The 15,824-nt window shown below is 56.5% G+C and carries 12 protein-coding genes and 2 tRNA genes; 6 read left to right on the top strand and 8 right to left on the bottom strand.

The window, feature by feature from the left end:
- Nucleotides 1–51: 51 nt before the first annotated feature.
- Nucleotides 52–948 (top strand): L,D-transpeptidase, encoded by an 897-nt coding sequence (gene ldtA / locus KGP24_RS14785; RefSeq protein WP_223560939.1) that lies wholly within the window; start codon nucleotides 52–54, stop codon nucleotides 946–948.
- A gap of 75 nt (nucleotides 949–1,023) precedes the next feature.
- On the opposite strand, the gene KGP24_RS14780 is transcribed toward ldtA, so the two are convergent.
- Nucleotides 1,024–1,099 (bottom strand) — tRNA-Asn (locus KGP24_RS14780).
- Between the two features lie 320 nt (nucleotides 1,100–1,419).
- Between KGP24_RS14780 and nac the strand changes: the two genes are divergently transcribed.
- Both nac and cbl read left to right on the top strand, forming a co-directional pair.
- Nucleotides 1,420–2,337 carry a nitrogen assimilation transcriptional regulator NAC gene (nac, locus tag KGP24_RS14775; protein WP_024908060.1) on the top strand — a complete coding sequence of 306 codons (918 nt, stop codon included), beginning with the start codon at nucleotides 1,420–1,422 and terminating at the stop codon, nucleotides 2,335–2,337.
- A gap of 96 nt (nucleotides 2,338–2,433) precedes the next feature.
- Nucleotides 2,434–3,384 (top strand): HTH-type transcriptional regulator Cbl, encoded by a 951-nt coding sequence (gene cbl / locus KGP24_RS14770; RefSeq protein WP_010432106.1) that lies wholly within the window; start codon nucleotides 2,434–2,436, stop codon nucleotides 3,382–3,384.
- 72 nt (nucleotides 3,385–3,456) lie between these two features.
- On the opposite strand, the gene KGP24_RS14765 is transcribed toward cbl, so the two are convergent.
- Entirely contained in the window at nucleotides 3,457–4,383 is a 927-nt protein-coding gene (locus KGP24_RS14765) for a LysR family transcriptional regulator (protein WP_223560938.1), read from the bottom strand.
- 141 nt (nucleotides 4,384–4,524) lie between these two features.
- Here KGP24_RS14765 and KGP24_RS14760 point away from each other — a divergent pair, with 141 nt between their 5' ends.
- From KGP24_RS14760 to KGP24_RS14755, 3 genes are all read left to right on the top strand, one after another.
- Nucleotides 4,525–4,944 (top strand): RidA family protein, encoded by a 420-nt coding sequence (locus KGP24_RS14760; RefSeq protein ID WP_223560937.1) that lies wholly within the window; start codon nucleotides 4,525–4,527, stop codon nucleotides 4,942–4,944.
- 356 nt (nucleotides 4,945–5,300) lie between these two features.
- Complete coding sequence (locus tag KGP24_RS24785) at nucleotides 5,301–5,450, top strand: hypothetical protein (protein WP_348984482.1); 150 nt, start codon at nucleotides 5,301–5,303, stop codon at nucleotides 5,448–5,450.
- Between the two features lie 558 nt (nucleotides 5,451–6,008).
- Entirely contained in the window at nucleotides 6,009–7,394 is a 1,386-nt protein-coding gene (locus tag KGP24_RS14755; RefSeq protein ID WP_223560936.1) for a hypothetical protein, read from the top strand.
- Between the two features lie 186 nt (nucleotides 7,395–7,580).
- On the opposite strand, the gene KGP24_RS14750 is transcribed toward KGP24_RS14755, so the two are convergent.
- The 6 genes from KGP24_RS14750 to KGP24_RS14725 form a co-directional block, all read right to left on the bottom strand.
- Nucleotides 7,581–7,656 (bottom strand) — tRNA-Asn (locus KGP24_RS14750).
- 164 nt (nucleotides 7,657–7,820) lie between these two features.
- A complete protein-coding gene (locus KGP24_RS14745; RefSeq protein WP_223560935.1) occupies nucleotides 7,821–10,010 on the bottom strand; it encodes a TonB-dependent siderophore receptor in 2,190 nt (729 codons plus the stop codon).
- 26 nt (nucleotides 10,011–10,036) lie between these two features.
- Nucleotides 10,037–11,362 carry a SidA/IucD/PvdA family monooxygenase gene (locus KGP24_RS14740; protein WP_223560934.1) on the bottom strand — a complete coding sequence of 442 codons (1,326 nt, stop codon included), beginning with the start codon at nucleotides 11,360–11,362 and terminating at the stop codon, nucleotides 10,037–10,039.
- Nucleotides 11,359–13,101 (bottom strand): aerobactin synthase IucC, encoded by a 1,743-nt coding sequence (gene iucC / locus KGP24_RS14735; RefSeq protein ID WP_282454300.1) that lies wholly within the window; start codon nucleotides 13,099–13,101, stop codon nucleotides 11,359–11,361. Before iucC ends, KGP24_RS14740 begins: the two co-directional genes overlap by 4 nt.
- Nucleotides 13,098–14,045 carry a GNAT family N-acetyltransferase gene (locus KGP24_RS14730; protein ID WP_223560933.1) on the bottom strand — a complete coding sequence of 316 codons (948 nt, stop codon included), beginning with the start codon at nucleotides 14,043–14,045 and terminating at the stop codon, nucleotides 13,098–13,100. The genes iucC and KGP24_RS14730 overlap by 4 nt, the downstream gene beginning before the upstream one ends.
- Nucleotides 14,045–15,787, bottom strand: a complete 1,743-nt coding sequence (locus tag KGP24_RS14725; RefSeq protein WP_223560932.1) for an IucA/IucC family protein — start codon at nucleotides 15,785–15,787, stop codon at nucleotides 14,045–14,047. The genes KGP24_RS14730 and KGP24_RS14725 overlap by 1 nt, the downstream gene beginning before the upstream one ends.
- Nucleotides 15,788–15,824: the final 37 nt, after the last annotated feature.

The following is a 15,824-nucleotide window of genomic DNA, read 5'->3' as shown; positions in this document are numbered from 1 at the left end:
TGAGAAAGCCTGCCTGAGCCCAGGCTTTCTCTTTTTTGAGCACAGGAAATTATGATGCGATTTACCTGGTTCGTCCTTACGCTGTGTGCCGCTGTTCCCGGCGCGTTTGCCGTAACCTATACCCTACCGCCGGAAGGCAGTCGTCTGGTGGGAACCCCGATTAACATCACCGTTCCCGAGCGCAATACGTTACCGCTTGAGGCCTTTGCCGCGCGGTATGGGCAGGGGCTAAGCAATATGCTGGAAGCAAACCCGGGCGTGGATCCTTTTTTGCCCAAATCCGGCACCCGGCTGGTAATACCTCAGCAGCTGATTCTGCCTGACACCGTCCGCGAGGGCATTATCGTTAACGCGGCAGAAATGCGCCTTTACTACTACCCGCCAGGCGGAAACACCGTTGAAGTATTGCCCATCGGCATCGGTCAGGCCGGGCGCGAAACCCCGCGTAACTGGGTGACGGCCGTTGAGCGTAAGCAGGAGGGACCAACCTGGTCTCCGACGCCCAATACGCGGCGTGCCTATGCGGCTGAAGGGAAAACGCTTCCGGCATTCGTGCCCGCCGGGCCGGATAACCCGATGGGGCTGTATGCGATTTATATTGGCAGGCTGTATGCCATTCACGGCACAAACTCGAATTTCGGCATCGGGCTGCGGGTGAGTCAGGGCTGTATTCGTCTGCGCAATAACGACATCAAATACCTTTTCGATAACGTTCCCGTAGGAACCCGCGTGCAGCTTATCGACAGGCCCGTTAAGGTTACCATCGAGCCTGATGGCAGCCGCTGGATGGAGGTTCACGAGCCATTATCACGTAACCGCGCGGAGTTTGAATCAACCCGGAAAGTGCCTCTGCCCATTTCAGCCGCGCAGCGAACGCAGTTGATAAATGCGGGGGCGGGAGCTGAACTGGAACGGCGGTCAGGGATGCCGGTTAAAATTGGCATGTGAGTTGATTTTCGCCGCCCGACAATTTACCAGATGCAGAAAAGCAAAAAGCCTGCTTTAAAAGCAGGCTTTCAAATTTGGCTCCTCTGACTGGACTCGAACCAGTGACATACGGATTAACAGTCCGCCGTTCTACCGACTGAACTACAGAGGAATCGTGTGAACGGGGCGCATATTATCGACCTGCGTTCGCCTTGTCAAAGGGTGGATCAACGCCTTTTGATCGTTTGCTGACAAAATCGGCAAACTGCTGTTTTTGACAGCGGAGTGCACCGCTTTGGTGCACGTATACCTCTAATGGGGCAGATCATAAACTGCTGTTTCGGTAATAAAACCCCCCTCCATGATTAGGTTTCCTTATTTTCAGGCGCTTAGCGAACAATTTGGACCGCCTGGTAAAAGTGGCATTCATCTTGCAAAACCTGTTCAACAACGACAGCCGGTTACGGCACAGCATTTCGAACAGGGGGCAAAATGAACTTAAGACGACTGAAATACTTCGTAAAAATCGTCGATATCGGCAGCCTGACTCAAGCGGCAGAAGTGCTGCATATCGCGCAGCCTGCGCTGAGCCAGCAGGTGGCTACTCTGGAAGGCGAGATGGATCAGCAGCTGTTGATTCGCACCAAGCGCGGCGTCACGCCAACGGAAGCCGGTAAGATTCTGTATACCCACGCGCGCACTATTCTTCGCCAGTGTGAACAGGCGCAGCTTGCGGTGAATAACGTGGGCCAGACCCTGAGCGGGCACGTTTCTATCGGCCTGGCGCCGGGAACGGCCGCGTCCTCAATTACCATGCCGCTGCTGCAGGCCGTCCGCGCTGAGCTGCCTGAAGTGCTGGTCTATCTGCACGAAAACAGCGGTTCTGTCCTGAATGATAAACTGCTCAGTGGTCAGCTGGACATGGCGGTCCTTTACGATCGTTCTCCGGTTGCCGGGATTACCAGCCAGCCGCTGCTGAAAGAAGATCTCTATCTCGTGGGCACCCGCGACTGTCCGGGCCAGAGCGTCGACCTTGCCGCCGTGGCAGAAATGAATCTCTATCTGCCGCGCGACTACAGCGCCGTGCGCGTGCGCGTGGACGAAGCGTTCTCCCTGCGCCGCCTGACGGCCAAAATCATCGGCGAAATTGACTCAATCTCCACGCTCACCGCAGCCATTGCCAGCGGCATGGGTGTGACCGTTCTGCCAGAATCCGCAGCCCGCTCGCTGTGCAGCGCGGCGAACGGCTGGATGGCGCGCATCACCACGCCTTCCATGAGCCTGCCGCTGTCGCTGAACATGTCCGCACGCGGTTCGCTGTCGCCGCAGGCGCAGGCGGTAAAAGAGATTTTGATGTCGCTGGTCAGCAAGCCATCGCTTGAGAACCGTGAACTCCAGCTTGTGAGCTGATATTCCATAAAAGCATAAGATGCTGGTTTTTATTATTTGTTCTGCAGCGCGGCTGACTCTAACAATAGAGCTATGTCAGATGCGCCGGAGTGAATCGTGAATTTCCAGCAACTTAAAATTATCCGTGAGGCGGCCAGGCGGGACTATAACCTGACCGAGGTCGCCAATATGCTTTATACCTCTCAGTCCGGCGTCAGCCGCCATATCCGCGAGCTGGAAGAGGAGCTGGGCATCGAAATCTTTATCCGTCGCGGCAAGCGGCTGCTCGGCATGACGGAGCCGGGTAAGGCTCTGCTCACCATCGCTGAGCGGATCCTCAACGAGGCAAGCAACGTGCGTCGTCTGGCGGATCTCTTCACCAATGATGCCTCCGGCGTACTCACCATCGCCACCACCCACACCCAGGCGCGCTACAGCCTTCCGCCGGTGATTAAAGCTTTCCGCGAACTTTTCCCTGACGTCCGTCTGGAGCTTATCCAGGGCACGCCGCAGGAAATTGAAGTGCTGCTGCAAAACGGTGGGGCAGATATCGGTATTGCCAGCGAACGTCTGAGCAACGACCCGCTGCTGGTGGCTTTCCCCTGGTTCCGCTGGTACCACAGTTTACTACTCCCGGTCGATCATCCGCTGAATCAGGTCTCTCCCCTGACGCTGGAAGACATTGCGAAATGGCCGCTGATCACATACCGCCAGGGCATAACCGGACGCTCGCGCATTGATGAAGCCTTCAACCGCAAAGGGCTAACGCCTGACGTGGTGCTGAGCGCGCAGGATTCTGATGTGATCAAAACCTACGTCGAGCTGGGTCTGGGCATTGGTCTGGTGGCGGAACAGTCCAGCGGAGAACGCGAGGACGGAAACCTGGTGCGTCTTGATACGCGTCACCTGTTTGACGCAAACACCGTATGGCTTGGCCTGAAGCGCGGGCAGCTGCAGCGCAACTATGTGTGGCGCTTTATCGAGCTCTGCAACGCAGGGCTGTCGGTGGACGAGATTAAACGCCAGGTGATGGAGCCGGAAGAAGTGGCGATTGATTATCAGATTTAGGTGCTGATTTGCCCGGTAGCGCGGCGCTTACCGGGCTCCTCGACTGAATAAACGTCCAGACAGCCGTGCTCGTTACGGCAACTTATCGATGGCAGTGGGGACATGCTGCTGCATCAGTTCAACGATCCAATCAATAAAAACGCGCAGTTTGGCGTTGACGTGGCGGTTCGGCGGAAATGCCAGGTACAGGGGCATTGGCTTAATACGCCATTGTTCAAATAGCGGAATTAAAGAGCCAGCAGTCTGATGCGCTGCCGCCATATAGACCGGCAGCGCAATCACGCCTAATCCCGCGAGCCCTGCTTCGAGGTAAGCATTACCATCATCCACTGCAAGCACATAGTTTCCCGTGATTTCAATATGTTCACTCTCACCGCGCAGTACCAGAGGATCAACCTTACCGGTGCGTGAGGACAAGAATCCCACTATGCGATGGTCCGTGTTTTCCAGCTCTCGCGGATGCGCAGGGGCGCCGAGGCGTTGCACATAACTCGGTGCGACGTAAACACCGATTTGCAAATCGCCGACATGGCGTGCGATCTGGGACTGGTCATTAATTTCGCCGCCCCGCAGGACGCAATCCACGTTATCGCCGATCAGATCCACCACCCGGTCACTCACGCCCATGTCGAACTGGATCTCAGGGAAGCGCGCGTGAAAAGCCGGTAGCGCGGGCACCAGCACAAAGCGGGCGAGAGGAGTGGGCACATCTACCCGTAGCCGTCCCCTGGGGGTTATCGCCGCACTGGACAGGCTGTTTTCAGCATCTTCCATGTCCGCCAGCAGGCGAATGACGCGCTCGTAGTAGACCGCGCCATCGGGACTGACGCCGAGCCTGCGGGTGGTGCGATGGAGCAGCCTGACGCGCAGGCGTGCTTCCAGCTGCTGAATAAGCTGCGTCACCGTGGTTTTGCTCATATGGAGCGTTTGGGCAGCCTTTGTGAAACTGCCTGCCTCCACCACGCGAGCAAAGGCGCGCATCGCATCGAAACGATCCATCCCTTGTCCTCTCTTTTCACCGATTGTTTGGATATTACAAACAATGATGGACAAAGTCGCTTGTTTATCCGCCCGAACTGGCACCTGTAAAGTGTCTTTATATTCACCTGGCTCATTTCGCCCCATTACAGAGGTACAAACATGACAGCACGCGAAGCAGTTTTTCCCTTTGGTCGACAGGCGCTGTATGAGCGCAATCGGTATTCACCGGCCATCAAATCTAACGGCTTCCTGTTTGTTTCGGGGCAGGTTGGTAGCCGGGAGGATGGTTCGCCTGAAGAGGATCTCAACGCGCAGATCCGGCTGGCATTCGATAACCTGATTGCTGTTCTCGCGGCGGCGGGCTGCACGTTCGATGACGTGGTTGACGTTACCCTCTTTGTCGTCGATCCCGAGACAAACCTCGATGCTATCTGGAGTATCCTGCCAGAATATTGGGGGGAAGCGCCTTACCCTACGTTGACCGGGATCGGCGTGACGTGGCTGTACGGATTCCAGTTTGAGATTAAGGTGATTGCCAGGCTGCCCACGGGTCTTGATGAGGTAGGGGAAAATGGATGAAAGCCGTGGTTTATGACGCGGAAGGTGCTCCCGGCATGGGGGAATTTGATCAACCGCCGCTCAACTCCGCCACCCTTTCCTTAATGGATCGTTGGCTAAGTGGCCGCGGGGACAGCTTCGCTCCCACCTGCGCTGCCCTTCGATGGATAACGGCATTCAGCCCACTCCCGAATAATTCAGCGACATCAGGCCAATAGACCAGGCTACAATACTCGCCACGCCCATTCCTGACGGCAAAAATGAATACACGACACCGCCATTCCCGGTACTGGAAGAACGCATTACAGACTGGTGTTCCCTGCGGACTCCGGGATTAAGCCGATTTATGCCTGTATCAAAACCGCGAGGGATGAGCCATGTGTGGCAAAGGGAGGTGCGAGACGCTATCAGATTCTGAGAAATGGCTTGAAGCAGCAAGCTCGGGTCTGGGGGCACCTGTACCAGCACAGGTTGCTGATAAACTAAGAGAAAAATCCTTCCGTAACGGTATTATCGAAGTGAAATGAATCCAAATCAGACCACTAATTTGCCCTGATGCGGAGAGATAAATCAATATCCGCTGAGACAAGTTTCTCCACGGCCTCACTGAATCAAAAAATTCTTGAGACTTACTGAGACGCATAGAGACAAGAATTTGGATCCTCTGGCTGGATGCGATTATTACTTTATTGTTTTGCATTATAACATTTTTTATCGGCATTAAAAAATGAGGCCCTCAAAAAAGCCCCAGGTGATATTATTGTCTTTAAATGTGATTTAAACCATGTCTCTGCGGTTGTCACTTATATTTTGTAGTCATCCCAAACCCATCATGTTTAGCTCAGAATGAACTATTCCAGCTATTATTAATAGAAAAATCCGTGTCAATTTTTGCATAATGCAAATAACCGCGACAGCACTTCACCACTGAAAAATGAGGACTGTACAGACACCCGAGTATATCCCTCTATAAATAAAGCAATTTTTGCTTAACGAAGAGCAAAAATCAGTCGTCTGGAATAAATTATCAATGCTATAAATAATGCGCAACATACTTATTAATTTCCAAAAGAAAAGGTGGATTTATGTTCTCGAATGTAATTGTAATGGGTAGCCGAACCCAATGTGTTGACAATGCAATGCCGAATGGTGGCTACAAAAGAATTGTCGCTTTTGATAGCACAACGTTTGAGCCTGCAACGGTACGATGGAGCTATGAAGGCGATACGGTATTTTTTGACGCTGATTATTTCATTGACACTGAGCCATCTAAATATCTTCTTGTAACCGACCAGCAGGGTAACGTACAAAGAATCAATAGAGCAAACTTTAATTCACCGGGAGAGGGCGGAATTTTAGATTATAGCATACTAGTAGCACTTAAAGATGACATGACTTTATCACCATGGGGAAATAAATACACATCTGGTATGTATCCAGAAATTCCTGCTGTCGATAATCATGGAGTAAAACAAATCATTAGTGGAACCGAATCGTTTTTAGCACTACGCGAAGATGGTTCAATATTTGGCTGGGGTTGGTCCGAATCTGGAGGGGTTATTCCACCGGATATTTCCCAGCGCAGTGATATTAATGCTGCTCATACTTATGGGGGGGCAATGGTTCTTGGCGATAATTACCCCTATATAGAAACCTGGGCGCGCCAGAACCCTCCTCCAGAAGCAATTGTCAGCATGTCTGATATCAAAAATGCATTCATTAATGGTAATGGTGGTTATATCCTTTCTACTGCCGGGAAAGTGTATTCCTGGTCAGATCTCGCTGGAGAAAACAACGTTCCTGCGTATATCTCTGAGCTGAGTGATATTACACAAATCTATGTAAATGATGGCGCGTGTGTTGCGCTTCGCGGCAATGGCCAAATTGTAGGCTGGGGCCTTCCAGAATGGGGTGGTATAATTCCACTCGATATTCAGTCTTTAACAGACATTGATAGAGTGATTAACGGCAGAAGCTCTTTTGTAGCATTACGTAAAAATGGTTCCGTTGTAGCCTGGGGTGCGGCCAGCGATGGAGGTTCTATTCCAGCAAATATTCTTGAACGAAGTGACATTGTTGATGTTTCTTTTTGCTATGGCTATGACCCGGCACCACAGCCAATGGTTTCTGCATACGTTGCAATTTGTGCTGATGGCTCATTGTGCGCATGGGGAGGACTTGAACAAATTGTGAATGTTCCGGCTACTACTGATGTTATTTCAGTAAGCTGTGGTTACGGTACATGCTGTGGTCTGAAAAAGGATGGGTCGGTAATCTCATGGGGGCTTAATATTGATCAGACACCAGTAGAAGATCTTTTGCATGGAGTTCGTGCTGTTTATGCTGGTTGTACGAGCTTTATTGCCCTAAAGGACGATAAAACAATCGTGGTCTGGGGTAATATCGTCGAAGGGGGGGATATGTCACAAATCCCAGCGGATATTCAGGGTAATGTTTCTTATTATTTATAGCAATATAGCAGGAAGCAGAAACTTATGAATACTCAGTGATTTTAATGCCCTGTTTATTAACCAAGACCAAACTATAATACTACAGGTATAAAAAGACCCGGTTTCCTAATCAGGATAGCCGGGTCAATCTAACTGCTTGTTTTTGAAACGCCTCCGGACTCATTGAGATGTCCTGAGACTAGAATTTGGCTCCTCTGACTGGACTCGAACCAGTGACATACGGATTAACAGTCCGCCGTTCTACCGACTGAACTACAGAGGAATCGTGTGAACGAGGCGCATAGTAACGACCTCAGTGCGCCTTGTCAAAGGGTGAAAACGCGCTTTTCGTTCGTTTGCCGACAATTTCAGCAAATCGCTGATTTTATGGCAAATTTGCATTGAAATTACACAGCAAAAAGCGCCGCCCGCAGGCGGCGCGCAGGATCAGAACAGTACGGAGTAGTTCAGACCAAAGGTACGTCCGCGGCCTTTATAGGTATACAGGCCCGGTGCACCGTAGGTTGGGCTATACAGCCCCGGCGCGCGCTGGCCCCAGGCGGTGGTGTAGTCTTTGTCCAGCAGGTTTTCCACGCTGAAGCTGACCTTACCCACCGGCAGGGCGTAGCTGCCCAGGAAGTCGACCGTGTTATAGCCATCGATCTTCTTGCCGTCGGAGTCTGACACGTCAAAGGTCTGCGTGCTCTGCACGCGCAGGGTCCAGTCGCCCGGCGCCCAGTTGACCCATGCGCTGGCTTTCGACGGGCTGGCGCTGTCAACCGTCAGCTTCTCCCATTTGCCGTTTTCGCGGGTTTCAGACTTGATGGCGTTAAAGTTCGCGCCGGTGCTCCAGTCGCTGTCGGTGAAGAAATAGTCCACCTGACCTTCCACCCCGTAGATACGACGCTTGTCGTCTTCCAGGTTGATGGTCATATCCGTCTTGTTAATGGTGATGGTTTTATCCGAGAGCGAGTAATACGCCGCTACCTGCGTGCGCAGGTTATCCCCGGTGTAGCGCCAGCCAAGCTCATAAGCGTTGACTTTGATACCGTCCAGCGTCGAGTCGTTCACGTTGACGCTGTTCAGCAGGCGATAGTGACCGTTGCTGAGCTGATAGGTGCCGGAGCCGTAGTACTTCGCCAGGTCCGGAATTTCGAAGCCCTGGGAGAAGTTAAACCACACCTGCTGCTGTTCGGTCAGGCGACCGAGGATCCCGGCGTTAAACAGGAAGTTGTTGTAATCGGTTTTCCCGCCCGGCACAGCGTCTGCCGAGGTGGCTTTCCCGGTGGCGATGGCCTGCTGCTGGGTGTAACCGACAAAGTCATCCACCTTGTTCTCGGTGTACTGATAACGCACGCCGCCGCTCAGGGTGATGGCGTCAACGTCATAGCTGGCCTGCAGGAACGGGGCGAGGTTAGTAATGCTGTAGCCTGGGTAACGGCCCACGTTGTAGGCGTTGTCCAGCTCCATGCCGCCGCTCGCGGCCGCTTTGCTCAGGTTAAAGAACTGCTGGTTGGCGTCGAAGGTTTCGTGGTCGGCATCCACACCCCAGGTCAGCGTTAAATCGTCCATCGGCTTGCTGTTCAGCGTCAGCTTTCCGCCGTAGAAATCGGTTTTCTGCTGGGACGCACCGATGCTGCTCACCACGCCTTTGGTCAGGGTCGGGAACGGATAGTAGGTCAGGCTCTCGTCGCGATAGTAAATCTGCGCGACCAGATCCTGGCCCCAGAAGTCGGTATTGGAGTACTGCAGGTTAATCAGATGGCGCTCGGTACCCGGTACGCGGTCAGAGTCGAGGTTACCTTTGTTGTACGCGGTCGCATCGCCCGTTACCGCCGAGAAGTTCTTCCCGAGATACAGACCATGCTTGCCGTCGGACTCGCTCTTGTAGTACTGGGTAGTCAGCTGCAGCTGCTGACGATCGTCGATGTTAATGGTGCCTGTGCCCATCACATCAATACGGTCGGAATACTGGAGGCCGGTCTGGGTGTTATCAATAATCACCTCGTTGCCTTTGCCGTCATACCAGCCGCCGTAGCGCTGATACGACACCGACAGACGACCGGAGGCGTTGTCGTTGCCGCCGCTTACGGCTGCCGACACGTTCTCATCGTGGTCGTTGTGGCTGTTAAATCCGCTTTTTGTCCCAGTCTGAAACTCCACTTCGGTCTCCGGCTGGCCTTTTTTGGTGACGATGTTCACCAGGCCGCCGGTGCTGCCGCCGCCGTAGAGTGACGTGGCGCCGGAGATCACTTCGATACGGTCAATGTTGAACGGATCGATAGAGTCCAGCTGGCGGCTGTCGCTGCGGGACGAGTTCAGGCGAACGCCGTCCACCATCACCATCATGGAGCGGCCGCGCAGGTTCATGCCGTAGTTGGTACGCCCCTGGCTGCTGACGTCCATGCCCGGGATCAGCTGCGCCAGCACTTCTTTAATCTCTTTCCCGCCCTGAACCTGCTGCTCAATTTCAGCCCGCTCAATAACCCAGGTGGTCTGCGCCATCTCCGCCACGCTGCGGTGCGCGCGGCTGGCGGAGACAACGATATTTTCTTCCTTTTGTTCTTCCGCCCACGCAGAGGTAGAAAGCATTGCAAGCAAGCAAGGATTTAAAACCCAAAGATGAGAACGTTTCATTGTTATGTTGATCCTGATTGTGTGTGTCAGTACTCGGTGGTTTTTGCTAACGATTTAAAAACCGGGCTGCTGTCCGGGCTGGCGGTGGTGCGCCAGTGGATAACGCCGGGTGTGGTGGCCAGCTCAAACGGCTCGTCAGCGTGCGCGCGATTCAAGATCCGCGCCGCGCGCCAGGCCATCAGGCTGAGCTGGGGTTCGGCAATGCCGAGACGGTGCATCCCGGCATTCACGGCGAACAGGCGGTTGCTTTGCGGGCCGTCCCATTCGAGGGTGAAATCGTTGTTGATGCAGAAGGCTTCGTCCGTATCCAGATGCAGGCGATGAGACAGCGGCGCGAGGAACGCGGGCTGAACGGCGCGGTAGCCGGTGGCGAAAATCACCACGTCGCTCTCCAGCTGCTCGCGGCCGCCGTCGAGGTGATGCTGAATGCTCAGACGATGTCCGTTTTCCTGGCGCGTCAGGGCCGTCAACGAGCGGGACGGCAGGAGGTGCGCCCAGGGTTTTTCACGCAGCACTTCGAAGCGGTGGTACATGGCGCGGTAAATCGCCAGCAGGGAATCGGTAGTAATCCCGTCGGAGGTCATCTTCTGCTCGTGCAGCATCTGACGACGGGCCTCTTCACCGAGGGTGGAGAAGCTGTCCACGTACTCCGGCGTGAAATACTCGTTGGCAAAGGCGGCTTCATCCAGCGCGTTATAGTTATTGCGGCGCGAGATCCAGTTCAGGCTCAGCGGCTGGCCCCATTCGCCGCGGAAGATATTCAAAAACAGGTCGGCCCCGCTCTGGCCGCCGCCGACGACGGTGACGCGCTTGCCGGTGAGATCCGGCGTGCGCAGCATCATCTCGCTGGCGTGGAAGCAGGTATCGTCCTGCGTCGTGACGCAGTCAGGCAGGTTGATCTGTTTGCCAATCCCCACGCAGACGTGGCGCGCCAGGAAGCGATCGCGCTGGGTCACCACCTCAAACAGGCCGCTTTTCTCATCAAAGCTCGCCTGCTGCACCTGCTGGCTGAAGGCGAGGTTGGTGAGGTTTTCCGCCGCCCAGCACAGGTAGTCCGCAAACTCCTCGCGGGAGACGGTGCGCTGCTCGGTGGTCAGGAAGCGGTAGAACTTTTTGCGCTGCACCAGGTAGTTCAGGAAGCTGTGGCGGTTGGTTGGCTCCACGGCGCTGACCAGATCCTTCAGGAAGCTGGTCTGCATGTGGCAGTCCGGCACCATCATCCCCGGGTGCCAGGAGAAGTGCGGTTTACGCTCAAGGAACAGCGAGCTAAAGCCGTCCAGCCCTTCGGCCAAAGCGGCGATGCTGAGGTTAAACGGGCCAATACCAATGCCGATGAAATCATAGGTTTTCATTGCGCTGACTCCCGGGAGGCGAGAAAAAGAGGGTTATCAAGGTCGGTGACGTAGTTCGGCAGCATGCGGCTGCCGCCGTCGTGTTCGGAGAAGGTCAGTTTGACCGGGTTGAGGATCACGCGAATAATCTGCGGCTTGAACAGGTCGAACGTCGCGAAGCGCTCCGCAAGATCCGGGTGCGCGACCATATAGCGGTGTAAAACCTGCGCCAGGATCTGATAGAAACGGGTTTCGCTCACGCCGCATTGCAGAGTGAGGCGCGAGATAAAGCGCAGCACCGTCACAAAGTTGCCGGTTTGCAGGTCGTGAATAATGTAATCCGCGCTCAGGCGCGCAGTGACGGCCTTCACCTGCTCCGGCAGGCTTTGCGCCTGCGGGAAATCCTCATCCACCAGGCGCATATCGCCCTGGAAATCCTTCAGCAGGATGCGCTGCGGGACGTAATCCTTCATCACCAGCGTCACGTTCTGGCCGTGGGCGATCAGCGCCACGCCGTAGCGGCAGAGCAGGTGATAGAACGGGATCACCGTTGCTTCAAACAGCTTTTCCAGCCACGCGTCGGCGCTTAACCCCGAGCGTTTAATCCACGCGTCGATAAGCGGACGCCCGGCGTTGTCGGTTTCCATCAGCGCCGCCATCAGCACCGCCTGTTCACCGTTTTCTAAATAACAGGACGGGTTCTCGCGCCAGATCACCCCCAGCATCTCCTGATAGCGATAGGGTGCTTTCGGCAACGCGGCGTAGCCCGGATGCGACAGATAGCCGGCGGCGGGTTCGCCCAATACCTGCGCACCGGAGCGGATCAGCGTGGCGTCGGTGGCAAACTGCTGCTGCAGCCAGCGCGAGGCCAGCGGCCCGGCGGCAATGTACTTGCCCGGAATGCCGCGATAGCAGGAGGTGTTGTAGATGGTCAGCGGAAGCTTGATGTCGTACGGAGCGCGACGGCTGACGTTGGTGAGCGTGCGCAGGGACTGCTGCGCCAGATACTCGTCGCCAAATTCGCCCAGCTCAACCATCTCTCCGCGCGCCAGCTGCGCCAGGAAATGAATGGCGATCTTCTGCTGCCACTGCCACGGGTGCAGAGGCACCGGCAGCCAGCCGTCGTCGAGGCCCAGCCCCTGCCAGCGGGCGTCAAAGCGGGCGCGCTCGGTGTTGTCCATGGCGCTGGCCAGCAGAGTATGAATGTCGCACTCGGCGTCGCTGCTCCAGACCAGATGCTCCCGCTGAACGGCAACCCAGTGCAGGCGAAAACGTCCGCGATACTCAGGCGCGTACTGACGCAGCGCGTCCAGCCCCCAGCCGCGGCGGCCTTTGTTGAAAATAAACTTCGGGTGACCGCTCATCAGACACTGTAATTCGTCCGGGTCGAGGTGGATCAGCGCGTCCGCGTCCAGCGCTTCACGCGCCTGCAGCAGCTGCATGTCGCCGCGCAGCGTGGCGTAGAGATCTTCCATGTGCTCTGCCGTTTGCGCGTCGCTCATCTCCAGCACCGCCGCCAGCTGCAGCACCGCGCTTTCCGCTTCGACGGCGTCGCCGCTGGCGGCGATCAGGCTATTCGGGTCGATATGCAGCCAGCCCCAGATCCCGCGCGCGGCGCGAAACAGCCAGGACTCGTCGCCCATGGTGATGCGCCAGCCGTCCGACGAAACCGGCTCGGCGCGCAGGGTGCGTTCATATTCCAGCTCGGCGAGGATCTTCGCCACCATCTCGCGGTTCACTTTCTGCCAGAGCGCGTTCACAGTTCCACCTCGCTGAAGAAGCGGTGACGCTGGCTCATGATGAGGCGCGAGCGCTTGTGCGGGAAGTCGAACTCTTTCACCGTGTCAAAACCGGCGGAGGCCAGGTGGCGGAACAGGCGCTGGTTGTCGAAGCGCGGCTCGGCGACAATGCGCGCGGTGCGCGGTTCATCGAGATACAGATAGTGGCTCAGGCCGCGCAGCCAGCTGCGGATGAACTGCGCGCCGCGCCAGTTCTCTTCGCCCACCAGCATGTGCAGGCCGCGGTCAAACGGCTGCCAGCGGTAGTGGCGGCCAATGCGGTCTTCCGCCGCCCAGTAGAGCTCAAAATAGCCGAACGGCTGGTCGTCGAAGCAGCCGATAACCGGGTAGCAGTAGGTCGAGTCAAGCTGTCGGCGCAGGTAGCTTTCCTGCTCGGCCTGCGGACCTGCCATCTCCCAGAAGGCGTTGACGCGCGGGTTATTCATCCATTGGGTAAAGCGCTCGCCGTCCAGCGCCACGTCGGCCACGCGGAAGCTGAGGGTGCGCTTAATTTGCGGATCGTAACGGCGGTACACTTCGCCCTGCGGACGGTGAGGACGCAGCGGGAAGTACAGCTGACGGCTCTCATCAAACTGCATCCCGCCGCTGGCCTGCGGCCGTTCGCCTTTCAGCCACAGCGGCAGCTGCCAGAAGGTTTCGCGTGCCAGATAGTCCCCGTGGGCCAGGCTAAACAGCGCCTGCGCCTGGGGTTCATCCTGCCAGGTCGCCCAGGGCAGGGTAACGCCGTTCAGCGCGGGCGCGGCAACAAACAGCTGATCCAGGGCTTCCACCAGCCAGCCGTTCGGGATCTCATTCAGACGCTCCAGCACCACGCTGCCGTCGAGACCCAACGTCAGCGGCAGCGCGCGATCCGTTGCGGTGCAGCGAAAGCCGTAGCCGGAATGGACGATATTCGCGATGGCCATTACGCCTTCTCCTTGTAAAACGGGTTGCTAAAGTCGAAATAGATCACCGCCGGATCGGCGATGGTGTTTTCATTACGATCGTGCAGGTAGCAGAAGAAGTTGCCTTTGCAGTTCCAGGTCGGGCTGTCGAGCACGTAGTCGAGGCAGCGGGTCTGCTTCGCCGTGCGGCGCAGTTCCGCCAGCGCGTCGCGAACCCGGGACATCAGGCTCTCCTCGCTGTCAAAACCGGCGGCGGCGAGGGCGGCGGTGACGGCAAGGGTAGAGTTCAGCAGCAGGTAGTAAGGGAAGTAGCGCAGCAGCTGGCTCTCACCGAAGCGGTTTTCCACCTCCGTTTCCCCCGCCTCTTTAAGCCACGCGTCGGCGCTTTCGGTCCACGCGCTGCCCTGGCAGTCGCGGTAGATAAGCCCGACGGGGAAATCCTGCTGCATTTCAACGAGGATATTCTGCTGGTGCGCCAGCAGGACCAGACCGTAGTCCGCCTCGGCGCTGAACAGCGGAAGCAATACGCGGTCGCAGTAGGCGTCCAGCCAGCAGCGGGCGGCCTGGGCGAGCGGTAAATCGAGACGCTGGCTCAGACGGCGGACCGCCGCGGCCAGCAGGCTGTCGCCGCCGTCCGGCGCGGCCTGGGTCAGGCTCACCAGCACGTTGGTCTGGGTGTCAGGCGTATCGAACAGCAGGTTGACGCGCAGGGCCATCAGGCTCTCTTCCTGAATGACGCCGCGGTCATCACGCAGCCCCGCCCAGCCGTCCTCCTGCATCACGCGCATGGTCGGGTAGCGCGCCTGTAAATCTTGCCAGCGTTCCGTTTTCGCCAGGCGCGCCAGGCGCATTCCGCGCTTAACTTCTTTGACCGACAGCGTGCGCACGGAGTTGGTCAGACGCACGCTGAGGGAGAACTTAATCATGTCGCTGTTGGTTTCGCTGTACAGCGAACGCGACGAGCTGGTAGGTAACCACTGCGCGCCCGCTTCGCCCAGGTCCTGCAATGAGCCGTTTTCCGCCAGACGCTGGCACCAGTCCTGCTCCAGCAGATAGTCGGCCTGCCACGGATGCATCGGCAGCAGCCAGCGGGTATCGGTGAAGTGGCCGAGCAGCTCGGGCGCGCTCTGGGCCGCGAAGCGCAGCAGACGCTCGCGCAGGGAGACGTTCAGGCTGTCGCCGGCAACGAGCGTGCTCTCAACGGCAAACCAGCGCAGCGGGAAGCGGGAGGCGAAATCGGGCAGATAGCGACGCGCTTCGGTTTCGTTGAACGGCTCGTGCGACTTCGGTGCCGGGTGAAACGCGTGGCCGACCAGCAGCGCCTGTTCCGCGTCGGCAAACGTCAGCGGCTTATCGCGCAGGGTGGCCCAGCCGTGACGCAGATCGATCGCCTGCCAGGTGTGCGCATGGCTTTCGAGAACGCGCTGCTTAAAACGCGCCAGCGTATCGGCATCCAGTGAGCCTTTTACTGACGGGTTTTCAATAATTAAATCAACCAGTTGATAAAATGTGACGGTGTCACCGTCATCGCTGTTGCTCTGAATAAGCGTTGCCGGGAAGCGGTACTGATGATGCTGGGTAGGAGAGAAATAGCGTACCGGAACCCGAAGCGCCTGAGTTTGGGACAGCGGGATATGAATGTTCGGTAGCGCATCCGCAGCGGTAGCGGGGAGATAGCGCCAGTCCTTCGTTTCGCGCAACAGGGCGTTCAAAAAACACTGGGCTGCAACGTCTGTACCGGCAGAGCGGGGCAGAGCACGCATAGATGTACCTCATTCCATGATTGATAATAATTCTCGT

It is taken from the genome of Enterobacter sp. JBIWA008 (assembly GCF_019968765.1).
Lineage (GTDB): Bacteria > Pseudomonadota > Gammaproteobacteria > Enterobacterales > Enterobacteriaceae > Enterobacter.
Note: the sequence above shows the minus strand (reverse complement) of the source record. Positions and strands in the feature narration are given on the sequence as shown.